Origin of the sequence: Acinetobacter sp. AOR12_HL, assembly GCF_027855275.1 — a bacterium.
GTDB classification, from domain to species: Bacteria; Pseudomonadota; Gammaproteobacteria; order Pseudomonadales; family Moraxellaceae; genus Acinetobacter; species Acinetobacter baumannii.
On sequence record NZ_JAKTIJ010000023.1, the window covers coordinates 60,675 to 85,209 of the forward strand.

Here is a 24,535-nt window from a genome sequence, read left to right on the forward strand (position 1 = left end):
CATGCATGATGTAATTGTGATTGGTGGTGGGAATGCCGCACTGTGTGCCGCGCTCACAGCAAAAGAAAGTGGTGCTTCTGTGCTTGTCATAGAAGCAGCACCTAAAGAATGGCGTGGTGGTAACTCACAACACACTCGTAACCTTCGCTGCATGCATGATGCTCCTCAAGACGTATTGGTCGATGCTTACCCCGAAGAAGAATATTGGCAAGACCTACTTAAAGTCACTGCGGGCAAAACCAATGAACACTTAGCCCGTCTAGTCATTCGTAGCACGGCAACTTGCCGCGACTGGATGCGTAAACATGGGGTGAATTTTCAGCCACCGCTATCGGGTGCTTTGCATGTTGCACGCACCAATGCCTTTTTTATGGGTGGCGGTAAAGCCCTCATTAATGCCTACTACCGTAGCGCTCAAGAACTTGGTATCGAAATTTTATACAACACAAAAATTAAAGATCTAAAGTTAAACCAAGGACATTTTGAAGCTGCAATTGCTGAAGATGGACGTGTATTTAAAGCAAAAAGCTGTGTCTTGGCCGCAGGTGGTTTTGAGTCAAATTTGGAATGGTTAAGAGAAGCATGGGGGCAAAATGAAAACGGCGAATGGCCTGCCGATAATTTCATTATTCGTGGTACCCGTTTTAATCAGGGCAACTTACTCAAATTTATGATAGATCAAGGCGCCGATATTATTGGTGACCCATCACAATCACATTGCGTCGCTGTAGATGCACGCGCACCCTTATATGACGGTGGTATTTGTACTCGTATTGACTGCGTTTCATTAGGTATTGTGGTCAATAACAAAGCCGAACGTTTTTACGATGAAGGCGAAGACTTCTGGCCAAAACGTTATGCGATTTGGGGTCGTCTTGTTGCCAAACAGCCACAGCAAATTGCCTATTCGATTATCGACTCAAAAGCAATTGGTCGCTTTATGCCCCCTGTGTTTGCAGGTGTAAAAGCAAATAGCATTCAAGAGTTAGCCGAAAAAATCGGGCTGGATGCAAAAACCTTATGCCATACCGTAGAAGAATTTAATCAAGCCTGCGTACAAGGCACCTTTAACCACACGGTTTTAGATGACTGCACCACCGAAAATATTGTTCCCAACAAAACCCATTGGGCTGTTCCTCTCGATCAACCACCCTTCTATGCCTATGCCCTTAAACCCGGCATTACCTTTACCTATTTAGGTTTAAAAGTCGAAGACGATGCTGCGGTGCGTTTTAACAATAAACCAAGCCGCAACCTATTTGTCGCAGGTGAAATGATGGCAGGTAACGTACTCGGACAGGGTTATACCGCAGGCGTTGGTATGTCGATCGGCACAACCTTTGGACGCATTGCCGGAAAAAATGCAGCCCACTATGCACTTTCACAAGGAGTTGAACATGAATGCTAGTACTAAAGCCCTAATTCCAGTTGTTCAGCTCTCTGACCATGAGCAGGAAGTTCAAAGAGCGCTACAGATTTGTAATGCTTGTCGTTACTGTGAGTCTTTTTGTGCTGTATTTGCGGCCATGACCAAGCGTCTTGAGTTTAATCAAGCCGATATTCATTACCTCGCAAACCTGTGCCATAACTGTGGTGCATGTTTACATGCTTGCCAATATGCTCCACCACACGAGTTTGGGGTAAATATTCCAAAAGCGATGGCGCAAGTACGTTTAGAAACTTATCAAGAATTTGCTACACCTCAGCCTTTAGGTCGACTTTATAAGTCTGTAGGTATTCCTTTTGTCTCGGCTTTAACACTCATTTTCTTTTTGTGCATGTTAGCCGTGGTGTGGTACAAAGGCACCGACCTGTTTGCAGGCTATCAAGGCAATTTCTATGCGATTTTCCCGCATAACTTTTTAGCGCTACTGTTTGGAGCGACCTTTACAGTTGCGATTGTTTTGCTCGGTATTGGAATTAGTAAATTTTGGCGACAGACGTCTAAAGTTATTCACGACAAAGTTGAAAAACCCGACCTTATTCAAGCCTCTCAAAATATTTTAACGCTTAAATATTTAGATGGTGGACATGGCAAAGGCTGTAATGAACAAGATGATCGTTACACACAAATCCGCCGTGTGTTCCATCACCTCACCTTTTATGGCTTTATGCTGTGCTTTGCAGCCACAGGTGTAGCGACTTTATATCACTATTTTCTTGACCTACATGCGCCGTACCCTATCTTTAGCTTGCCTGTAATTTTAGGCACTTTAGGTGGAATTGGCTTAGTTGTCGGGCCTGCTGGCTTACTCTATTTAAATCTTAAACGCCATCCGTTGCATGGTGACCGTGAGCAAAAACCTGTAGATCGAGGCTTTATTTTCCTTTTAATTTTAGTCAGTGCTTCAGGCTTAGCTCTCATGGCATTTCGTAATACCCCTTACATGGCACTTTTACTGATTTTCCATTTAGCCACGGTCATGACATTCTTTATTACCATGCCTTTTGGAAAGTTCGCACACGGTTTTTACCGCAGTGCTTCTTTACTCAAATTTGCCATTGAAGAGCGTATTTCGAAGAAGTCATAATGTTTAAGATTAGAAAAACTTCCTAATAAAAAACCGCTATAAAAGCGGTTTTTTATATTCAACTACAATGATAATTGAATGGACATATTGAAAACGGCAATAGCTTAAGCAATTTTTCCATCAATAATGCCTTTCTCTTTTAATGCAGCAAGCTCTTCTGCTGTTTTAAATCTCGATAAGATTTGAGTAGTATGTTCACCAAGCTCTGGAGGTGCATGATGATATTCAACGGGAGTATCAGACAACTTGATTGGTGAGCCAATGGTTTGGAAGTTTTCATTTAAACGATGAGGAATGTTCACCACCAAGTTGCGATATACAATTTGTGGTTCAGCTAAAGCATCTTCAATAGAGTTGATAACACCTACTGGTACTTTTAACGCATGAATCATGTCGACCCATTCTTTGGCAGTTTTTTGCAAAAAGTGCTCCGACAATAAAGGGATCAGTTCATTTCGATATTTTACGCGGTCTTGGTTGCGCACAAACTTTTCATTTTCGAGCAACTCTGGATAACCAATCGCAATACACAGATCTTTAAACTGTTTGTCGTTACCGCAAGCAATAATAAATTCTTTATCTTTAGCCTTAAAAGTTTGATACGGCACAATACTTGGGTGTTGATTACCCATGCGTTGTGGCGCTTTACCTGAAGCTAAATAATTCATTCCCTGATTTGCCAGTGCCGCGACCTGTACATCAAGGAGTGACATATCAATATACTGACCACGCCCTGTGTGCGAACGTGCAATCAGTGCCGCTTGAATGGCAATGGTGGAATACAATCCAGTTTGAATATCTACCACAGCCACTCCAACTTTTTGTGCACCACCACCTGCTACATCATCAGGCTCACCGGTAATGCTCATTAAGCCTGACATACCCTGAATAATAAAATCATAGCCGGGCTCTTCTGCACGTGGGCCATCTTGCCCAAAACCGGTAATCGAGCAATAAACAATGTTCGGGTTCAACTCACTTAATGACGCGTAGTCCAAACCATATTTAGCCAAAGATCCTGTCTTATAATTTTCAATCACGACATCGGCAGTCTTGGCAATTTCATAAATTAAAGCCTGACCTTCGGGTGTGGTAATGTCCACTGCAACCGAATATTTATTGCGGTTGGTACACTGGAAATAGCCAGATTCACGGGTCATGTTTCCGTCTTGATCGGGCATCCATGGTGGGCCCCACATACGGGTGTCATCACCTACTCGAGGACGTTCAATTTTAATGACTTCCGCGCCAAGGTCTGCCAAGATTTGCCCACACCAAGGCCCTGCAAGCACACGACTTAAATCTAAAACCCGAATTCCTTGTAATGCACCCATAACGATACCCTTATCTTTTTAGAAGGTACTCAACGTACCTCCCTGTCATTGTTTATGATTGTCTTTGTGGATCGTACTGACGATCTTGAATAAATAAGCCCGGCAATACACCCGCAACAAAATACGCAGCGCCCATCACAATAAAGGCCATGGTAAACGTACCACCCGATGCCAAGAAACCAATGGTAGCTGGTGCAATAGCGGCTCCGACACGACCAATGTTATAGGCACCGCCAATGGCTGTTCCGCGCACGTCGGTTGAAAAACTTTCAGCCATATAAGTCGCGTTTACACCATATGGAATGCCATATAAGAAGCCAAAAGTGATCAATAAATACAAAATATTGTCAGGAGTATTGAAGAAAATAATGATTGGCAAGAACACGGCGCTAGCTATTGTTCCAAACACAAAAACGGCACGGCGGTTAAATTTGTCTGCAAGATACCCTGCTAAAATTTTGCCTAGAATCATTGCAGTATATGAACCCACCATATAACTGGTTAAGTTTTTAAAGTTCATATGCACTTCTGTTTCTAAATAACTTGGCATCCAGTTGTTAATACCGTAATAACCAAACTGTAAGAAGAATGCTGTGGTCATCCACAACAGAAACATTTTACGGTGCTTAAAGTTATTAAAGATTTGCTTGTAGATACTGCTACTTTTTGGCTTTTCAGCTACTACTCTTTCTTTAGGCTGTCTGTTGACTTGCAAGCTTTCAATTTTGGTGAGCTGCCAAGATTTTGGCTCCGGCACAAATCGTTGTAGGAAAATATTAACGAAAGCAGGTACTACAGTCAGGAAGAATAAAACGCGCCAGCCATAATCTGGAATAATTGCGCCAGCTAATAACGTTGCAGCAATATAACCTACGGTCTGGCCCGTCTGTAATGTGCCCAAGACCGTTGTACGGTAAGTCGTCGGCACATATTCAGCCATTAAGGTATTACAGGCCATATAGAGTGCTCCGATTCCCAAAGCACCAATAAAACGTAAAGCCATAAATTGCTCGAAGCTTTGCGTAAAGCCTAACAAACAAGTCGCTACAGAAAAGAAAGTCACCGAGTTGGCAATGGTTCGTACGCGACCAAACTTGTCACATGCCCAACCACCCAAAATACCGCCAATCCCCATCCCTGCCAAAGAAGCACTACCTAAGGCACCTGCTTGAAAGGTACTTAAACCAAACTCTGCCTTTAAACTGGTCAAGCTATAAGACAGCAGCATAATATCAATGCCATCGACTACCATTGCAAAATAGGCAAATAACAACGCCCATTTCCATGTATTCGGTCCGATCTTTTCATATGTTCCAAGATTGCTTGGAAATGTATTTCTTAATTCTTTCGATATTACTTGAACGTCATTGTTCATCTTTTGTTCTTCATTTTCCCAAATGAGTCATCAGTAGCCTACTTATGTTTTCTGTATGACTTAATCTTCTATATTTTCATCATCTTATATTTAATTTTAAGTACACAGAGGCACATCTTTACATGAGTATCCTTACGATGAATCTTGTCATTTTCCATAAATTTTTGCGTAAAAATCCCTAAAGGTGCTCCCGAAAGAACACCTCTATTTTTAAAAATGAGTTAGTTACTAAATGCGGCAATGCCAGTTTGTGCACGACCTAAAATCAAGGCATGAACGTCATGTGTACCCTCGTAGGTATTTACGACTTCAAGATTGACCAAATGGCGTGCCACACCAAACTCATCACTAATGCCGTTTCCACCCATCATGTCACGTGCCATGCGGGCAATATCAAGCGCCTTTCCACAGTTGTTACGCTTAATTAGAGATGTACCCTCAACTGATGCAATGCCTTCATCTTTCATGCGGCCAAAACGTAAAGCTGCCTGTAAACCCAAAGCAATTTCAGTTTGCATATCTGCCAGTTTCTTTTGAATCAATTGATTTGCAGCCAGCGGGCGACCAAATTGTTTACGGTCCATGGTGTATTGATGTGCTGTATGCCAACAGAACTCGGCAGCACCCATCGCCCCCCATGCAATGCCATAACGAGCACTGTTCAAACAGGTAAATGGGCCTTTTAAGCCTCGAATTTCAGGGAATGCATTTTCTTCAGGTACAAAAACGTTATCCATCACGATTTCACCCGTAATCGAGGCACGTAAACCGACCTTGCCATGAATAGCTGGCGCAGATAGGCCTTCCCAGCCCTTTTCTAAAATGAAGCCGCGAATATCACCGACATTGCCTTCAGCAGAAACTTCTTTTGCCCAAACCACAAATACATCTGCAATTGGACTGTTGGTAATCCACATTTTGGCGCCACTTAAACGGTAACCACCTTCAACTTTTTTAGCACGGGTAATCATACTGCCCGGATCTGAACCATGGTCAGGTTCGGTCAAACCAAAACAACCAATGTATTCACCAGTAGCCAGTTTAGGTAAGTACTTCTGCTTTTGCTCTTCAGTACCAAATTCATGAATCGGAACCATGACTAATGAGCTTTGCACGCTCGCCATAGAGCGGTAGCCCGAGTCGACATATTCAATTTCACGCGCAACCAAACCATAACTCACATAGTTCAAACCCGCGCCGCCATATTGCTCAGGAATGGTTGGGCCAAGTAAGCCAAGCTCTCCCATTTCACGGAAAATAGATGGATCTGTTGTTTCATGACGGAATTGTTCAAGTACACGGGGTTGCAAACGTTCTTGACAATAAGCATGAGCCGCATCACGAATCATGCGCTCATCTGGGCTAAGCTGTTGCTCAATTAAAAATGGGTCTTGCCAGTTAAATTGAACTTTTGCTTTTTTTGTTGTCACCATGTGATTCATCGCATCCTCTGCTTGATTTGATCTTCTTTATTTAACTCGATGTTATGCGTGAAAAATGCAGTAATCAAACGATAAATGTTCATGCAGATATGCGACTTACGCATATTTAAAATGGGTCGCATTAAATTTAACTATTTAATTCGTTGTATTTCATTAAAAATGACTTATTTTTATACTAAACTCGGATATCTGCATTTAGGTCATATGCTGTTTTGAAATATGATGACAAATAAAAGGATTTATTTATGCGAAGAAGTATCCCGTCCATTCAGGGTCTAATTTGCTTTGAAAGTGCAGCGAAACATCTAAGTTATACCTATGCTGCGCAAGAGTTATGTATTACCCAAAGTGCAGTCTCGCGCCAAATTCAGCAGTTAGAAGATTTCTTGGGTGTTGAACTCTTTATACGTACTCGGCATGGCGTTGAACTCACCATTGCAGGTCAGCAGTATTTTAAAAGCATCAAGCCCTACTTATTAGGACTAGAAAAATGTACGGCCGATGTGATTTCTCATAAAGGTTTAGGTGGAACATTAAAGTTAGGTGTAGTTCCTACCTTTGCAACGCGCTGGCTGTTACCCAAACTTCATCTTTTAAATCAAAAACACCCTGAAATTACGGTTCACTTAGAAACCAGTACCAAACCTTTTTTATTTAACGACAATATTTTTGACGCTGCTATTTTTGCAGGAACGCAGCAGCAAATTGACCATTGGCCCGGCATACAAGCACATTATTTAATGGATGAAGAAATTGTACCTGTGTGCTCACCAAGACTAATCGAAAAGTATTTTCCAAATGCTGTGATGATCAATGAAAATACCTATGATCTAAGTCCTGAAGATTTACTGAAAATCCCCCTACTGCAACAAACCACTCGGCCTAGCATTTGGCAAGAATGGTTTCTCACTCATCACATGCAGCACCCTAAACCTTTTGATGGACAGCGCCATGAGTTATTTTCAATGCTTGCTGTTGCTGCTAGCCATGACATGGGAATGGCCCTAATTCCGCAAATGTTGATTGAGTCTGAACTACAAAAAAAGGAACTGGTGATTGTTTCTAATAAAAAACTAAAAGGCAGCCGAAAATACTATCTCATTCACTCAAGCCAAGACATCTCACCGACTATTCAAAAATTTGTTGAGTGGATTTACCAAGAACTAGAACAACTAAAGACCAATACGAATTAGCTGAGCAGCCCTGATTTATGTCAAATATTGCGATCTATAACCATAAAAAAGATTGTGATTAATCAAATCACAATCTTTTTAGTTAAGCGTAAATAACTTTGAAATTAATGACTCATTAATTGAATATCTGAACCACTACGTTTCGGATCAATCAGAATCTTGGCATGCTGTTCAGGGTCACGTAATGCCTCAAATGCACTCGTAACACCTTCTAGGCCAACAACACCGGTAATGAGCGGTGAACAGTTCACTTTACCTTCCGCAATCATGTGCAGCGCATCTCTAAACTCAAGCGGTGTATAGCCCAACACAAACTGAATTTCTAGCTCTTTATTAATCGCAAGTGCTGGTTCTATTTTGTCACTTTGCATACATACACCCACCCCAACAATTCGAGAAAACAGAGGTGCACCTTCAATAATTTGCTGCAAAACACCCGGCACGCCGACGCACTCAAAAATAACAGGGCGTTTTGGCAGAGCGCCCAATTTATCAATCATGCGCCATCCATGCCACCACGGTAAGCGAGTCGCTTGTAACTTATCAAACAGCCCCATGCCCATGTTAATCGCATCAGAAACATTACCAAGCAAACCAAATTCTTTCCAGTTGGCGAATGGCGATGTCTCTTTAGGGTCTACCACAATATCCGCACCGCATTGCTCGGCAAGCTTACGGCGGTTTGGTGAAAAGTCACTGGCAACTACAGTTTTCACCCCAGCTGCTTTAAGCATTAAAATGACACCTAACCCAACAGGACCACAACCAATCACAATCGCAGGTTCACTAGTTTTTACACGGCTACGGCGAACAGCATGCAATGCAACCGCCATAGGTTCGGTCATGGCAGCACTATCCGCATCTAAACCATTCGGTACTTCAAACATCAAGCTTGATTGAGCCAATACTTGCTCGGCATAACCACCCGAAGCATTTGGGGAAAGTCCCGTAGACAAATAACCATGCTGATCTACATTCAAAAGCGGCATTGCACAAACGAGTGTGTCGGCTTTAAATTTATGGCGTGTTTTTGGACCGTAGTCTAAAACCTTGCCGCAAAACTCATGTCCTAGTACAAATGGGTCTGTAGACTTGGCTAAACCATTAAACCCGACACGTGCAGCCAAATCATGCATGTGGTCGCAGTGGTGCTGCATATGTAAATCTGAACCACAGATCCCACATCGCACCACTTCCAATAAAACTTGTCCTTTTGCAGGCGTTAAGTTCGGTTGGTCTACTACTTGCAATGTTGCTTGATGACAAAGTACCGACTTCATTTGAGTGCTTCCTATTTCTTCTTTTTCATTTACTTGCCTGAAATAGATTTCTACAGATAAATTAATCGCTTTATCGGTTTGGTCTTTAGCAAGCCTTTATTCATCTTTACAAGTAAAAGGCAAAATACCAATGACCATTCTTCAGCCAATCCACTCTTGAAGAGTCAACAAAAAACAGGCTCAGCGAAATTAAAAACAATAAAAATCTTGGTGCTTGTATCTTACACAGACTGTGTTGTCTTCTTAGGCCAGAACAATGTCATCAAAATTAAAACTTATACAAATATAGTAAGTTCAAAAACTCAACTCAACCATTTTCACAAAAACATAGCAAAACCAAACTTTTATCAGTGCATCTAAACAGGCATGATGAATTGATGCAAACAGATAAGAAGAAATCTATGATTACAAAAACGCTTCCGCTTACAGATATACACCGCCACCTTGATGGCAACATCCGCATTCAAACCATTTTAGAGTTGGGGCAACAATACAATTTAGATTTGCCTGCTTACGACATTGAATCTTTACGACCACACGTACAAGTGATGGATAACCAACCCGACTTATTAAGTTTTTTATCGAAGCTCGATTGGGGCGTAAAGGTATTAGCGAGCCTAGATGCCTGTAAACGTATTGCTTTTGAAAACATGCAGGATGCAGCACAGCAAGGACTAGACTATGTAGAACTACGTTTTTCACCGGGTTATATGGGAATGACCCATCAACTTCCACTTGAAGGCGTAGTTGAAGCTGTGATTGCTGGAATAAAAGAAGGTAGTCAGGCGTACGGCGTAAAAGCGAATTTAATTGGTATTATGAGTCGTACTTTTGGTCAAGAAGCCTGCGAAAAAGAATTAAATGCCCTCCTTGCCCATAAAAATGATATTAAAGCACTGGATCTTGCTGGAGATGAGCTTGGTTTTCCGGGCAATTTATTTATTGATCACTTTAAAAAAGCACGTGATGCAGGTTGGCACATTACCGTACATGCAGGCGAAGCTGCTGGCCCAGAAAGTATTTGGCAAGCCATTGAAGAATTAGGTGCAGAACGGATTGGACATGGTGTTAAAGCAGTTCAAGATTTAAAACTTCTAGATTATTTGGCTAAACACCAGATTGGGATTGAATCTTGTCTCACCTCAAATATTCAAACCAACACAGTGCCTTCTTTAGCAGAGCATCCATTAAAGACTTTTTTAGAACATGGAGTGCTTGCTACCATTAATACAGATGACCCTGCTGTTGAAGGTATTGAAATACAACATGAATATTTAACTGCTGCTCCACTGGCAGGTTTAAGTCCTGAGCAAATTTATATAGCTCAACAAAATGGACTTAAAATCGCATTTTTATCAGAACAAGAAAAAGATGAGTTAAGGCAGAAATATCAATAGCAGAGAACAGAACTTATTTAAACAAGTTCAAATATTGGAGTGTGTATGAATTAAAATTTAAATATATAAAAACAAAAAAATTCCTTCTGTCTGTAAGACTAGAAGAAATTATTTTCAATATTTGAGAAAGCTTGAACGCTTTTAAATATGGTCGGAGCAGTAGGATTCGAACCTACGACCCCCTGGTCCCAAACCAGGTGCACTACCAGGCTGTGCTATGCTCCGAAATTGGGGTGAATGACGGGATTCGAACCCGCGACAACTGGAATCACAATCCAGGGCTCTACCAACTGAGCTACATCCACCATCAAATAAGTTCTATGTACCAAGCTACCAAATGGCGCGCCTGACAGGATTCGAACCTGTGACCATCCGCTTAGAAGGCGGATGCTCTATCCAACTGAGCTACAGGCGCTTAACCGATGATGCTTATCATGCGATACTTCGCCGATCTTAAAATATTCTTTTAAGTGGTCGGAGCAGTAGGATTCGAACCTACGACCCCCTGGTCCCAAACCAGGTGCACTACCAGGCTGTGCTATGCTCCGATCTATCTCAGCTTTTGCTGTATCGCACATCGTGCGGTACGGTGTGCATTCTAGGCGCGACGCCCTCAGACGTCAACACCTATTGTCAAAAAAAGTTAAAAATCCTTATCAAATGTATATTTAACAAGCATTTTGAGGCTTTTTAACGTTTTAACGATGCACTAAAGGCTAACATTCGATCTAAAGGCATTTTGGCACGTTCAGCAAGCGCTGGATCAACGTGTATTTCTTGATCGCCTTTTTGTAAAACTTCTAAAATTCCATCAAGTTCATTCATTGCCATCCACGGACAATGCGCACATGAACGACAAGTTGCTCCCTCACCCGCCGTTGGAGCTTCAACTAAAATCTTATCTGGTACTGCTTGCTGCATTTTGTAGAAAATACCACGGTCAGTTGCCACAATGAGTCTTTCATTTGGCAAAGTCTGTGCAGCTTTAATGAGTTGAGAAGTACTACCTACCGCATCAGCAATTTCTACTACCGACTCTGGCGACTCTGGATGTACCAATACAGCAGCGTCTGGATACAGTGCTTTCATGTTGGCAATGCCACGTGCACGGAATTCTTCATGCACAATACATGCGCCATCCCAAAGCAACATATCTGCACCAGTTTTCTTTTGAATATAGCGACCTAAGTGCTGATCTGGTGCCCAAATAATTTTTTCGCCCAAACTGTCTAGGTGCTCAACAATTTCAACTGCACAGCTGGAAGTCACTACCCAATCCGCACGTGCTTTAACAGCAGCCGATGTATTGGCATAAACCACTACGGTGTGGTCAGGGTGTTGATCACAAAATGCTGTGAACTCATCGACTGGACAACCTAAGTCAAGTGAACAAGTTGCTTCAAGTGTCGGCATCAGGATTGTTTTTTCAGGAGACAGAATTTTAGCTGTTTCTCCCATAAACTTAACACCAGCTACAACCAGTGTAGAGGCTGCATGATCTCGTCCAAAACGGGCCATTTCTAAAGAGTCAGAAACGCATCCACCTGTTTTTTCTGCAAGTTCTTGTACATCGGGATCGCAATAGTAGTGAGCAACAAGGACAGCATCACGTTTTTTGAGCTCTGCTTCGATCTGTGCAAACTTTTGTTGTTTTGCTTCTTCACTTAGGCGGTTGTCTTTTGGTTCACCTAAACGGTCTAAATGCGCTTGTACAATGTTTTTTGCATCGTTGGCAATTAAAGTCGCATCACTCATAAAACGTCTTCTCTATCCTTCATGCTGGCATACCTGCTCGCATATAACGTTACTGCTTAAATGATTTACTAAATTGAATCATTTAATATCAAAAGATGGGGCTAATAAAAAAGCCTCTTTGTCGAGGCTTGATTATAACTGAATATTTACGAACGGTAATCTGCATTAATCTTGACATAGTCGTAAGATAAATCGCAGGTGTAGACCGTGTCTTTGGCTTGACCGCGACCTAAATCAACGCGAATGGTAATTTCGGTTTGTGCCATAACACGAGCACCTGCTTCCTCGGTATAGTCCTCGGCTGCGCCACCATCTTTACAGATTTGAACTTCATCTAACCACACCTGAATTTTAGACACGTCTAAGTCTTTAACTCCTGCATAGCCAATTGCCGCTAAAATACGTCCCCAGTTCGGGTCAGATGCAAACAGTGCAGTTTTAACGAGTGGAGAATGTGCAATGCTATAGGCAATGTCACAACACTCTTGAGTGTTACCACCACCCTCTACCGCAACAGTAATGAACTTGGTCGCACCTTCGCCATCACGTATAATTAACTGTGCTAAGCGGTTCATGACACGAGCAAGCACTTCTAATACTTTTGCGTAGCGCACATCGCTATCTGATGTAATTTCAATGCCACCAGCCTGACCAGTCGCCACAAAAATACAAGAGTCATTTGTTGAAGTATCGCCATCAATGGTAATACGGTTAAATGAATGCTCAACCGTTGTCTTTAATAGCTTTTGGACTAAATCACGGCTAATAGGCGCATCTGTTGCCACAAAGCTCAACATGGTTGCCATGTTTGGACGGATCATGCCTGCACCTTTACTAATACCGGTCATGGTATAAGTAATGCCATCAAGTTCAAATTGTTCAGATGCACCTTTAGGGACTGTATCTGTCGTCATAATGCCAGTTGCTGCATCATTCCAAGCAGCATCTTGTACGCTATTTAATGCAGGTTGAAGACCAGCAAGTAAACGTTCCATTGGAAGCTGTTCACCGATCACCCCTGTAGAAAACGGAAGTACTTCAAAACTGTTCACACCAGCAAGCTCAGCTAACCTCGCGCAAGTAGCTTGAGCATTTTTTAAGCCTGTAGGTCCAGTACCCGCATTGGCATTACCTGTATTAATTACTAAATAACGAGGATTGCCTTGAGCAAGATGAGCTTTAGAGACATGAACAGGTGCTGCACAGAAGGCGTTTTGAGTAAATACACCCGCAACATTTGAACCTTCTGCAAACTCAAAAATGACTAAATCTCGTCGGTTTTGGTAACGTACATATGCTTCTGTTGAGCCAATTTTTACACCTTTTACCACATGCATTTGTGGCATTGTTACGTCGCCGACAGCCATTTTTAGAACATCCAGAGTTTGTTATGAAAAGATCAATATTTCAGAAAATAGCGAGGTCATAAAACCCGCTTTATATGAAATATCAGTATTGACAGCTTATTAGAAAAGCCTGAAAAAATCGAGCGCTAAAAATAGCTTATTTTTGCTCTAATTTTAATAAAATATCTTTCTTATCAAGACCACCAGCAAAACCCACTAAAGCACCACCCGCGCCAATGACTCGGTGACAAGGTGCAATAATTGAAATCGGGTTTTTACCATTGGCAGCCCCTACTGCTCGTACTGCTTTTTCATTGCCAATTTGAACAGCTATCTCTTTATAACTTCTTGTTTCGCCATAAGGAATGCTGAGTAATGCGGTCCATACCTGTTTTTGAAATGGTGTACCTTCAAAATCTAATGGCAATGTAAATTCACGGCGTTTGCCTTCAAAGTATTCTTTTAACTGTTGCTCAGTTTTTAATAAAACCGGATGCTCAGCTTGTTCGACCAGCTCTGCCAGTCGAACACGTTTTGGATTTTCATTGTCCCAAAGTACTGCCACCAAAGCATTTTCATTCGCAACTAGTTTTAATTGCCCAACAGGCGAATTGATATACTTATAAGACAGCAACATACTTTATCCTTTTAAGATGGAGACGAAATTTTCATTAGAACCAGTCCCGATACAATCAGTACAGCGGCAATCATTCTCATTGCACCAATAGGCTCATGAAGAAAAAATATACCCACTAAAAATGATCCAATTGCACCTATGCCTGTCCAAACCGTATAAGCAGTACCAAGAGGTAAAGTTTTCATTGATATTGAAAGTAGAACTACACTCAAAATCATAAAAACTACGGTAATAACACTAGGGGTTAAACGTGTAAAACCTTCAGACATTTTCATAGAATATGCCCAAATGATTTCAAATACACCTGCTAAAATTAAAATAGCCCAAGCCATAACATTCACTAATTTTTATAGTGTCAGGTCGTCCCGACATGATTACCCATTATGGGGGAGGTCGTTCCTCCTTATGTGAAGACTCAGTTTACTTTAAAATAAAAAATGAAGGCAAACCCGAACTCAAGCTTGCCTTTATCAGAAAATATTATTCATTTTTGAGTTGTAGAATTTTCCGAGCACCATTTAAAACAAACAAAACAATAATCAATCCAATAATTAAATCAGGATAACGAGAGCCAGTGATTGCAACTAATATTCCCGCAATAATGACACCTAAGTTTACGATGACATCATTGGCAGAGAATATATAACTCGCCTTCATATGTGCCCCACTCTCCTTATGATCTCTCATTAAATAAAGACAACTACCATTGGCTGCAAGCGCTAAACCACCAATTAAAATCATAAGAATTGAAACAGGTTCACTGCCGTATATAAAACGACGTAATACATCAACTAACACAATCATGGCTAAGCCAAACTGAAACCATCCAGAAATATGTGCGGCCTTTAATTGAGCATTGAGGTTTTTACCTACCACAAATAAAGCAATTCCATAAATTGTCGCATCGGCAAACATATCGAGTGAGTCAGCAATTAATCCTGTTGATGACGCAATGATGCCTGCCATAAATTCGATAAAAAACATCACTGCATTAATAAGTAACAACCATTGTAAAACCTGTTTTTGTGCTGCATTGGCTGAAGAACTAACACGTACCTTTTTAGGCTTTTCAACGGGTTCATAGTGAGGTTGAGTTTGCTGTAACTCTGCCCCTAAACCTAGGCGTTGCAGGCTTTGGGTAATTTTTTCAGCTTCTGTACTGTGATACACCGCTAAATGCCGAGCAGGCAAATCAAATTCAAGTTCTTGAATATGACCAGCATAAGGTGCTAACGCGATTCGCACCATCTGCTCTTCTGCTGCACAATCCATGTGAGGAATATGGTAATAACTCACCCATTGGATTTTATTTGCCATAGGTTCACTCGGCATAGAATATTCCTGAGTTGCTACGCTTGAACACCCACAGCTTGAGCAGCTTTTATTTACATTTATTTGATTCTCTTGTTTTTCTGAAGCCATCTTTGCACCATAACTGACACAAAAAACAATGCCATTAGTATAAACTAATGGCATGTCATTAAGCTTACTTTTTGTTCGGCAATTAAAATTTAAGTGTTAAACCTGCACCATAATACCAACCATTTTCAGAGTCGGTTCCAGTTTGCCAAGCGGTTTGTTTTAAACCTTTTTCATAACCATAACCGACATCAACAAATGGCATGACCTTTTTATTGATTTCATAACGGGTTTGAAAACCTGCCTGTAAACTTGATAGCCCCGTTTTACTGGCATAGCTAGATTCATCTTGCAAAACAACGTTTGCTTTTAAATAGGGCTTACCAATCAACTTTTGGGTAAAAAGCAAATCTCTTTCAGACTCTAGGCTTAACTTCCATAACTGATCTTCACCTACATAAAGATAGGCATCGGTTTCAAAAAAGTAAGGCGCCATGCCATGTAAACCCACTACACCAGCCCAGCGTTCTTGCTTTTCGTCTTCCCGTTGTAAACGTTCATAGTTTACGCCAGCCTGTACATCCCAATAGTTGGCTACATTTCGGCTATAAAGTACTGAACCGCCATAATTGGCATCTTCCGACTCGGCCTTTTCAACATGGGCTTTAATGAACAATTTATTTTCATCCGTTCCCACCCAGCTTTCCAATTCAGAAGAAAAACTGCCTTCACCCTCTTCATTTTGAGTCCAGCCAGTATCAATTTTTGTTGCTTGATAAACCTGTCCACCATGTTCGCGTAAATGATCGTGTGTTAAAGGTTCTTGAGCAAAAGTAAATACAGATATACCCGAGAAAGCACCGCAACAGATCATTTGAGAAAATAACTTAGTGATGCGCATGACTAGCTCCTTTCTCATTTTCAGATTGAAGGGTTGGCTGTGATTGAGGTGGTTGTTGGCTGCCATTTACTTGAGCAACAATCAACTTATTCATCATTCCCGCACTCATGTGATAGAGCAAATGACAATGAATCGCCCATTCCCCCAAGGCATCGGCTGTCAACAACGCAGTAACGGTTTTTCCAGGTGGAACAATAACGGTATGTTTATTTGGTAAGTTTTCAGCTTGTTGGCCATTTTCCAATTGCATGAACATGCCATGTAAATGCATTGGATGGGCCATCATGCTGTCATTCACGAACTTCAAGCGAATACGTTCGCCATATTTAACTTGTAATGGTTCAGCTTCGTTAAATTTCTTACCATTAATGGTCCAGATATAACGCTCCATGTTGCCACCCAAATGAATGACTAATTCACGCTCGGGCGCACGAGTATCTGGCTGCGGTGTTAAAGACTGCAAATCACTATATTGCAGCGCTTTCATACCTGCTGGTGTTGAAGCATTTGCCCAGCCATAAACTGGTTCATCATTTTTAGGCTTATTCTCAGATTGAGATGGCATCCCATGATCCATATTCTTCATAGCGTGATCATGTTCGCTAGATGACATAGTCTGCATATCATGATTCATTTCAGGCATGGCCGACATGTCATGCTTCATGTGCATCATAGAATGGTTATGCCCGTCAGATGACATATCTTTCATGTCATGGTCCATTTTCATCATTGTAGAATCATGATTAGCATGGTTCGCTTCTTTTTTCATCTCAGGCATGGCCGACATGTCATGTTGCATAGTCATTTGATGGCCAGCATGTTGATCGCTTTTACCCCCATGACTCATGCCCATATCGTCCATGGTTAATAAAGCACGTGGACGTGATGCTGGGATTTGAACCGGTCCTACAGCTTGGGTATTTTCATCATGCAGAGTACCAATGGCAAAACCACTACGGTCAATAGACTCTGCTTCAATCTGATAATTTGATTGCGTAGGTTCTACAATGACATCGTAGGTTTCCGCTGTACCAATACGAAACTCATCAATTGCTACAGGCTTAACTGGCTGTCCGTCTGCACTCACAACAGTCATTTTCAAATTTGGAATTCTGACATCAAAAAATGACATTGCCGATGCATTAATAAATCGTAACCGAACCTTATCTCCAGCTTTAAAATTACCTGTCCAGTTTTGCTGTGGTGTCTTGCCGTTAACTAAGAAGGTATAACCCGTCACATCAGACATATCGGTTTTTAACATCCGCATCTGATTCCACATCGAACGATCTTGCCAAGTTGCCTTTAAGCCTTGTGCTTTAACTTGCTTCCACACATCAGATACGGTTTCACGGCGGTTTTGATAATACTCAGCAGATTTCTTTAAATTCTTTAAAATACTATCGCTAGAAGACTGATGAAAATCTGAAAGCATCACCACATAATCACGATTAGTTTTTTCATGCGCTGCAACTGGTATTTTTCCTTTGGGGTAAATTACGAGTGGCCCATATAAACCATCTTGCTCTTGGCCTTTACTATGCGCGTGATACCAATAAGTACCATTTTGCTTCACCTTAAAGCGGTAAACAAAATCTCCGTTTGGCGCGATTCCTTTAAAACCATTGAAACCCGGTACACCATCCATTAACCCTGGCAGTAACAACCCATGCCAATGCAAAGACGTATCTTGATTCTTTAATTGGTTATGAACATGAATAACAGCCTCATCCCCTTCCTCAAACTCAAGAAGTGGGGCTGTAAATTTTCCATTTACGGTAATTCGTTTGAGCGGCTGACCCGTAACATTGACCTGTTGTTCATTAATATTAAGGTGATATTCCTTAATTGCCGCGAGAGTCCATGGTGAAACCAATAGACCAAATACAGCGACGAGGCTGCTAATTGTTTTATGAGACATTGCTGTAATCCTTTGAACTAAAAAAATAAGTAAGAAAGGATTAAGCTTTTGGAGGACGTAAAATTTCTTGCCAGTATCCGGCTAAATGCTGAGCCTGATAAATACTACTAAATTGAGACGAGATAGGAATGAATTGCGAGTCAATATCTGGTACTGCTTGCTGTAATGCCAAATTCACCATCTGGCAATGGACAGGATTACAGTCTTGGCAATGTTCGCCATGTTGAGAAACTTTCACCATAGATTGATGACATATCGCCTGATCATCAGCTTGACCATGCATAGTGTAATGTGTCATTTGCTTACTATGGCATGGCATTGTATGAAGATCACGCTGCATAGGCATCTGAGCAACAGACACACCACTCCACCCAATGACCAAAGTCATTAGGAACACAAACCAAGCATACTTGCGTAAGTGTTGCAGCAGCGTCATCATTTATTGCCTTGAGCAATCCATTTATCTATAGGGTATAAGCATAACCAAGTTTTAAAACAGATACAATTTTACATCTTAATTGATTGTTTTTATGGTCATTAAGCAAATGGAGGTTGATGCTGAAGAACTAAATCAATCACTTCTAGTGCACCTTCTCGTTCATTACTTCGTGTTGTATAAGGTGCTACTGCTTTTAAAGCTTCAATAGCATTTTCAACCGCAAACCCATAACCTGCTGCTTTGATCATCTGGATATCATTATTGTTATCACCAATCGCAACCACTTGATCGGGTTGAACCTGCCATTTTTGCAATAATAGCTTCAAACCATGTGCTTTGTGCTGGTCCGGAAGAATCAAATCGATAAAATTAAAGCCACTTGAAACTGGTACCAAAACCTTATCTTTTACAAAACTTTGCTTCTGAAAATGCTCAAAAATCGTAAAACTTTCATTTTCCTGCGCAGTAAAAGTAATTTTACACACCAAGTCATCTAGTGCATAAAAGTCATCTATAACCGTCAGCTTTTCAAAATAGCGAGCGACTTTAGCATAATCTTCTGCATTCATACTGCTATGCACATAAGCACTCTGTTTTCCGCAGATCACCATTTTAGAGGTATACACTGGGTCAATCGCATTTAAAATCTCAATGAATTGCTCTTTGCTTAAATGAGCAAAAGCTAACTCTTGCCCCGCATCTACAACATGAGCACCATTTTCGGCAATAAAAGCAATCTCATGATTAATTTCTGGAAAATACGTAACAAGCTTTGCAAGCTGGTTACCACTAGCGACTACAAAACGGATATTATTTTGTTTTAGTTGTTCATACTGTTTTAAAAAACGTGCTTTGTTGTACTGCTTCTTAGAATTAAGAAAAGTCCCATCCATATCTACCGCTAAAATTTTTACTGTCATTAATGATCTAGGTCTCTTACTAAAATCTTATTAAATCAAATTTAGCTTTATTTTTCATGACACTTTTACAGTTTTCTATTCAATATATTTTAAAAAGTTTTACACAAGCCCTCTCGTTTTTTGCACAGGTTATTTTTTAGCAAAGCTTAATAAAAAAACAGATCCAAAAATATCCCTATAGAATAGAAAAAGAACGCCAAAGCGTTCTTTTTTCATACATTTTGCTTAGAGAATAAACGGTTGATCTCATTTTGTTTATTTTACCAACATCTTATCCATATGGTTATCAACACAGTTATCCATACAGTTATAAACAAAGTTATCCACAAGTTTACTCTCAGCCTAATATTCTTTTTTTAAGCGTCTACACTACCGACTTTTGCAAGCTCTGCACGCATTTGATCAATCACAACTTTATAATCTGGTTGACCAAAAATTGCCGAGCCAGCAACGAACATATCAGCACCAGCTTCTGCAATTTCACGGATATTTGCAGGACCAACTCCACCGTCTACTTCTAAACGGATATCACGGCCACTTGCATCAATAATTTTACGCGCTTCACGTAATTTTTCTAAAGTCATTGGAATGAACTTTTGGCCACCAAAACCTGGGTTTACACTCATTAATAAAATTTGGTCAACTTTATCAAGAACATAGTCTAGATAATGCAATGGTGTTGCTGGGTTAAAAACTAATCCTGCTTTAGCACCACCAGACTTAATAAGCTGTAATGAACGGTCAATGTGATGAGAAGCTTCTGGGTGAAACGTAATGATATCTGCGCCTGCTTCTAGGAAATCACCAATAATACGGTCAACTGGAGATACCATTAAATGCACATCAACAGGAGCAGTAATTCCATAATTTTTTAAAGCCTTACACACACCTGCACCAAAAGTTAAATTTGGAACATAGTGATTATCCATCACATCAAAATGCACTACATCGGCACCTGCAGCTAACACTTTGTCTACATCTTCGCCTAAACGAGCAAAATCGGCAGATAAAATAGAAGGAGCAATCAAATAAGGCTTGGACATAGGTGGATGACCTGGCTAAAAATTTAAGGAGAGGCTAAAAATTATAACAAAAAAGAACCTACTTGGCCCGCTCTTCCTTGCTTAAATGACAACATTTCAAACTTGCAACGTAACGTTGCTACTATAGAATGCCAAGTGCCAAACGAATTTGTTAAGGTACATTAAACCAATGTGAGGATTGATAATGAAAAGCACAACTCATCTATTAACAAATGATGGAAAACGCATTGCAAAACGTCTAGTTAATCATTGGAAACATAAATTTGAAGTACAAGAAACTGAACAAGATTTTAAAATCTTAATGCCTACCGCAACCATTACGCTTGCACCAGAAACAGAACAGTTAAATGTTGCTATTGATAGCCAGTTAGATGACCATGATCACTTAGAAAAAGTTGTCCTTGATCATCTAAACCGTATGGCTCAACAAGAATTTCAGGTGCAATGGCAGCACTAATTATTCGCCAGCGACTTTTTCCAATTGGATTGCATGAAACTGCAAATGCTCATCCATAAAGGTCTGGATAAAATAATAGCCATGATCATAGCCAGCATGTTGTCTTAAAGTTAAAGGCTGTCCTGCCTTTAAACATGCTTGCTTAAATTTTTCAGGGTGAAGTTGTTCATAAAATTGGTCATCTAACCCCTGATCCACTAAAATTTCATTAAATACCGCACCATTTTTTGAAACTAAAGCCGTGGCATCATGAGCCAACCAGCTATCGCGGTCTGTACCTAAATAATGGCTAAATGCTTTTTCACCCCATGCACATTCAGTTGGCGCGCAAATCGGTGCAAATGCAGACACTGAATTAAACTTCTCAGGATATTTAAAAGCTAAAGTTAAGGCGCCATGTCCCCCCATCGAATGTCCAAAGATACCGACCTGTTGAGCATTGACTGGAAAACTTTTTAAAATAAGTGGATATAACTCATCGATTAAATAGCTTTCCATCTGATAATGCTCAGACCAAGGCGCTTGCGTTGCATTAATATAAAAGCCTGCGCCTTGACCTAAATCCCAATTGTCACCTACTGCAACTTGTTCACCACGAGGTGAAGTATCAGGTGTAATCAGTATAAGACTAAGCTGGGCAGCCATATGCTGTGCATGTGCCTTAATGGCAAAAGTTTCTTCAGTACACGTTAAACCCGCTAAGTAAAACAAAGTTGAACAAGGTTTACCTTCTAAAGCAGCAGGTGGCAAATAAACCCCAAACTTAGTAGAGCCTTTTAATAATTGAGAATCAAACTGATAAATGCGCTGCTCACCTTCAAAGCAGCGGTTTTTTTGCAGGAGTTGCATCGTTTTTAGCCTCTGTTTGTGTCTGAGCAATATTTACACTACCTGTATTTGGTTGAGGAAAAAGATATTTTTCCAACTGAGGTAGCATAAGTTCCATATTCTTACCAATCATCCATTGTGGCTCTGAAGGTTCTACACCTTGAGCTACTTCCCATTTGGTTACGGTTTGCTTAGCGGCATTAAACGAATCTTTCATAGAAGACTGCTCTCGCATCGCCAAATCAAAGAAAGCTCGTCCAAAATAAGTATAATCAGCTTCGTTATTACAACCGAACGAAGTTTTATCCGCAGCAGATGCCGTAATAATTAAAGTATCAGGTGACTGTAACGCCGGAATAAAACTTCCTGAGTAACAAGCAGAAATGACAATCACACGCCAACGTATCCCCGCTTTATCGAGCGTTTCACGTAACCATTTCGGATCGACTTGCCCCAAATCTAGAGGTGCATTTTCAATTTCAAAATGGTTTTGTTCACCGTGCGATGTCATATATAAAAATAACACATCACTATCACGGTTCATTTGCTGACCCATACGGCGTAAGGCCAACTCTATACTGGTTTTAGATGCAATCGGGATTTCGGTTCGGGTATCCGGATTATTAACCAGCATCATTGAACGCCCGACTGTACCAAAACGCGTATCGAATTGTTCTTTAATACGAACCACTTCCGATTTAAAAACGTCTTGATAACTATCGCCTGCAACACCCAAGAAATACCAATGACTTTTAGCTAACTCACCATATTGAACTTGCTCTAAAGCATCATGAAGTAATTTACTTTGTGCATAAAAAGCATCTTCGGCAAAAGTAGGTGGAGAATCTTCCACTTTCCAAATAGGCTGATCTTTTACTGAAAGTTGCCAAACCACCATGGTCGCAATGGTCGCAACCATAACCAATGCCCGCTCCCACCAAGGCCACTTAAGCTCACGTGAGAACACCCAAATGACCGCCAAACTTTGCCACACAAAAAGTGCTACAAACAAACCAGGTAAAATACCGTTATAAATAGCATCCGGAATAAAGTTTAGATAACCATTAGATCCCAAATATTGAATTAAACACTGTATTAATAAAATATTGGTATCTAAAACCAACCACAATAAGGCTGGAACCAACATTAAACGCGGCTGATTAATACGCTGTGATAAGAAAATGCCAACAATAAGCGCAATAAAAGGCCAAAGTGCGTATCCAATTAGACCTTGTGAGTTGAAGTCGCCAATTTGACCGGCAACAAGCCAACTATAAAGTGAGTTGGTACACCCACCTAATATTCCCCAAACAATGAGCTGAAGAATAGAGGGATGTACGATCTGTAAGGAACGTCTTGACCCCAAAAATAACCACATTCCGGCAAGCTGGTTACTTTTAAAATCATGCCAAAAGTTAATGGAAGGTTTGAGATCAATCATAAAAAGGTTTCAAAAATTTCGTTTTTGTCAGGCACCATAAGTGTATGCCTGCTAAGAATTTTAGCAATCATGCTTTTGAACTATATCACATATATTTGTGCATTATTCAAGCAATAAAACTTAACCTTACATAAGCTTACTGAAAGTAAGCATCAAAACGACAAGCATCCCCCTGCCACTGATGGGCTGGCTCTTGATTTGCTAAAAAAATAGCATGTCGTGGACGTTTTACAATCACTCGCTTTGCAACTTTTTTGGCTAGCTCTAGCAAATGATCACCCAAATCCATTTCTCCATCTTCGGGTAAAAGTAAATGCAAAAGCTGCATCTGCTTTTTGACTTGGGCTTGTTTTTTAATTGCTTGTTGATTTTGATCGCGCTGTGGGAACATCGGGTCAAGGTAGACCACATCAACTGTTTTTTCTTCTTGATCTAATTGCTGTAAATAGCTTGCAGAGTCAGCGAAGATCAGTTGGATACGATCCATAAATTGGCTTAAAAATGGATCATGCTGTGCCTGAGCTTTTGAATCTTCAAGTAAAGTAAATAAAATCGGATGACGCTCAACAAGCTGGATTTGGGCTCCTAGATAAGCCATAAGTAAGCTGTCATGACCTAAGCCCGCTGTAGCATCGACCAGTACTGGCTTTTCACTTAACTGACAAGCACGAGCAATCATTTCCGATTTAAGACTTGCTCGTTTTAAACGAGAAATTTCAGCTTTCCAGTCAGGCTGCATTTTCATGCCGTTAGCAGATAACCAAAGTCCGTTTTCATCTACACAAAGAGCCAAGTCAGGATTTAAACGTAAAAAACGGGCATTAAGTTTTTCAATAGGCTGTAAATCGACAGTCACGCCTCTAGAATAAAGCACAGCTTGGTAGTGCTGTGCTTGTTCTTGAAAATCTACTTCAAAATATATGTGCATGCGCAGTG

Annotated in this window: 22 protein-coding genes and 4 tRNA genes; 5 read left to right on the forward strand and 21 right to left on the reverse strand. The window is 40.7% G+C overall.

Annotation, left to right across the window (positions count from 1 at the left end; all coding sequences use genetic code 11):
* Nucleotide 1 precedes the first annotated feature (1 nt).
* Both tcuA and tcuB read left to right on the forward strand, forming a co-directional pair.
* Entirely contained in the window at nt 2-1,408 is a 1,407-nt protein-coding gene (tcuA, locus tag MKL36_RS12290) for an FAD-dependent tricarballylate dehydrogenase TcuA (RefSeq protein WP_000543960.1), read from the forward strand.
* Complete coding sequence (tcuB, locus tag MKL36_RS12295; RefSeq protein ID WP_021511523.1) at nt 1,398-2,531, forward strand: tricarballylate utilization 4Fe-4S protein TcuB; 1,134 nt, start codon at nt 1,398-1,400, stop codon at nt 2,529-2,531. Before tcuA ends, tcuB begins: the two co-directional genes overlap by 11 nt.
* Nucleotides 2,532-2,635: 104 nt before the next feature.
* Here the strand turns inward: tcuB and MKL36_RS12300 are convergent, their stop codons facing one another.
* From MKL36_RS12300 to MKL36_RS12310, 3 genes are all read right to left on the reverse strand, one after another.
* Nucleotides 2,636-3,865, reverse strand: coding sequence for a CaiB/BaiF CoA transferase family protein (locus MKL36_RS12300; protein WP_021511524.1), 1,230 nt, complete (start codon nt 3,863-3,865; stop codon nt 2,636-2,638).
* 52 nt (nt 3,866-3,917) lie between these two features.
* On the reverse strand, nt 3,918-5,240 hold the full coding sequence (locus tag MKL36_RS12305; RefSeq protein ID WP_021511525.1) for an MFS transporter: 1,323 nt from the start codon (nt 5,238-5,240) through the stop codon (nt 3,918-3,920).
* Between the two features lie 221 nt (nt 5,241-5,461).
* Entirely contained in the window at nt 5,462-6,682 is a 1,221-nt protein-coding gene (locus MKL36_RS12310) for an acyl-CoA dehydrogenase (protein WP_001016271.1), read from the reverse strand.
* 245 nt (nt 6,683-6,927) lie between these two features.
* On the opposite strand from MKL36_RS12310, the gene MKL36_RS12315 reads away from it, so the two are divergent.
* Nucleotides 6,928-7,875 carry a LysR substrate-binding domain-containing protein gene (locus tag MKL36_RS12315; protein WP_021511526.1) on the forward strand — a complete coding sequence of 316 codons (948 nt, stop codon included), beginning with the start codon at nt 6,928-6,930 and terminating at the stop codon, nt 7,873-7,875.
* A gap of 104 nt (nt 7,876-7,979) precedes the next feature.
* Here MKL36_RS12315 and MKL36_RS12320 read toward each other — a convergent pair whose 3' ends face one another.
* Entirely contained in the window at nt 7,980-9,155 is a 1,176-nt protein-coding gene (locus MKL36_RS12320) for a zinc-binding dehydrogenase (protein ID WP_021511527.1), read from the reverse strand.
* A gap of 401 nt (nt 9,156-9,556) precedes the next feature.
* On the opposite strand from MKL36_RS12320, the gene add reads away from it, so the two are divergent.
* A complete protein-coding gene (gene add, locus MKL36_RS12325; protein ID WP_031223055.1) occupies nt 9,557-10,552 on the forward strand; it encodes an adenosine deaminase in 996 nt (331 codons plus the stop codon).
* A gap of 148 nt (nt 10,553-10,700) precedes the next feature.
* On the opposite strand, the gene MKL36_RS12330 is transcribed toward add, so the two are convergent.
* The 14 genes from MKL36_RS12330 to rpe form a co-directional block, all read right to left on the reverse strand.
* A tRNA-Pro gene (locus MKL36_RS12330) sits at nt 10,701-10,777 on the reverse strand.
* A 4-nt stretch (nt 10,778-10,781) separates the two neighbouring features.
* Nucleotides 10,782-10,857, reverse strand: a tRNA-His gene (locus MKL36_RS12335).
* Between the two features lie 33 nt (nt 10,858-10,890).
* Nucleotides 10,891-10,967 (reverse strand) — tRNA-Arg (locus tag MKL36_RS12340).
* A gap of 56 nt (nt 10,968-11,023) precedes the next feature.
* A tRNA-Pro gene (locus MKL36_RS12345) sits at nt 11,024-11,100 on the reverse strand.
* A 142-nt stretch (nt 11,101-11,242) separates the two neighbouring features.
* Nucleotides 11,243-12,307, reverse strand: coding sequence for a quinolinate synthase NadA (gene nadA / locus MKL36_RS12350; RefSeq protein ID WP_001278265.1), 1,065 nt, complete (start codon nt 12,305-12,307; stop codon nt 11,243-11,245).
* A 146-nt stretch (nt 12,308-12,453) separates the two neighbouring features.
* The gene (gene argJ, locus MKL36_RS12355; RefSeq protein WP_021511529.1) at nt 12,454-13,674 is read right to left on the reverse strand and encodes a bifunctional glutamate N-acetyltransferase/amino-acid acetyltransferase ArgJ; all 1,221 of its coding nucleotides are present in this window, start codon (nt 13,672-13,674) and stop codon (nt 12,454-12,456) included.
* Nucleotides 13,675-13,810: 136 nt separating this feature from the next.
* Nucleotides 13,811-14,290 (reverse strand): methylated-DNA--[protein]-cysteine S-methyltransferase, encoded by a 480-nt coding sequence (locus MKL36_RS12360; protein ID WP_004710459.1) that lies wholly within the window; start codon nt 14,288-14,290, stop codon nt 13,811-13,813.
* Between the two features lie 11 nt (nt 14,291-14,301).
* Nucleotides 14,302-14,622: a DMT family transporter gene (locus MKL36_RS12365; protein ID WP_002115842.1), complete on the reverse strand. Its 321-nt coding sequence runs from the start codon at nt 14,620-14,622 to the stop codon at nt 14,302-14,304.
* A gap of 148 nt (nt 14,623-14,770) precedes the next feature.
* The gene (locus MKL36_RS12370) at nt 14,771-15,766 is read right to left on the reverse strand and encodes a cation transporter (protein WP_021511530.1); all 996 of its coding nucleotides are present in this window, start codon (nt 15,764-15,766) and stop codon (nt 14,771-14,773) included.
* 28 nt (nt 15,767-15,794) lie between these two features.
* Entirely contained in the window at nt 15,795-16,550 is a 756-nt protein-coding gene (locus MKL36_RS12375; RefSeq protein WP_021511531.1) for a copper resistance protein B, read from the reverse strand.
* Nucleotides 16,537-18,471, reverse strand: a complete 1,935-nt coding sequence (locus MKL36_RS12380; protein ID WP_021511532.1) for a copper resistance system multicopper oxidase — start codon at nt 18,469-18,471, stop codon at nt 16,537-16,539. Before MKL36_RS12380 ends, MKL36_RS12375 begins: the two co-directional genes overlap by 14 nt.
* A 40-nt stretch (nt 18,472-18,511) precedes the next feature.
* Nucleotides 18,512-18,907 (reverse strand): hypothetical protein, encoded by a 396-nt coding sequence (locus tag MKL36_RS12385; protein WP_031223058.1) that lies wholly within the window; start codon nt 18,905-18,907, stop codon nt 18,512-18,514.
* Between the two features lie 101 nt (nt 18,908-19,008).
* A complete protein-coding gene (locus MKL36_RS12390; RefSeq protein WP_021511534.1) occupies nt 19,009-19,830 on the reverse strand; it encodes a Cof-type HAD-IIB family hydrolase in 822 nt (273 codons plus the stop codon).
* A 356-nt stretch (nt 19,831-20,186) separates the two neighbouring features.
* Complete coding sequence (rpe, locus tag MKL36_RS12395) at nt 20,187-20,873, reverse strand: ribulose-phosphate 3-epimerase (RefSeq protein WP_000043044.1); 687 nt, start codon at nt 20,871-20,873, stop codon at nt 20,187-20,189.
* A 184-nt stretch (nt 20,874-21,057) separates the two neighbouring features.
* On the opposite strand from rpe, the gene MKL36_RS12400 reads away from it, so the two are divergent.
* On the forward strand, nt 21,058-21,330 hold the full coding sequence (locus MKL36_RS12400; RefSeq protein WP_000843454.1) for a DUF2218 domain-containing protein: 273 nt from the start codon (nt 21,058-21,060) through the stop codon (nt 21,328-21,330).
* Here MKL36_RS12400 and fghA read toward each other — a convergent pair whose 3' ends face one another.
* The 3 genes from fghA to MKL36_RS12415 form a co-directional block, all read right to left on the reverse strand.
* The gene (fghA, locus tag MKL36_RS12405) at nt 21,331-22,179 is read right to left on the reverse strand and encodes an S-formylglutathione hydrolase (RefSeq protein ID WP_021511535.1); all 849 of its coding nucleotides are present in this window, start codon (nt 22,177-22,179) and stop codon (nt 21,331-21,333) included.
* Nucleotides 22,148-23,599: a C13 family peptidase gene (locus MKL36_RS12410; protein ID WP_000566251.1), complete on the reverse strand. Its 1,452-nt coding sequence runs from the start codon at nt 23,597-23,599 to the stop codon at nt 22,148-22,150. Before MKL36_RS12410 ends, fghA begins: the two co-directional genes overlap by 32 nt.
* A gap of 136 nt (nt 23,600-23,735) precedes the next feature.
* Complete coding sequence (locus tag MKL36_RS12415; RefSeq protein ID WP_021511536.1) at nt 23,736-24,527, reverse strand: class I SAM-dependent methyltransferase; 792 nt, start codon at nt 24,525-24,527, stop codon at nt 23,736-23,738.
* Nucleotides 24,528-24,535: the final 8 nt, after the last annotated feature.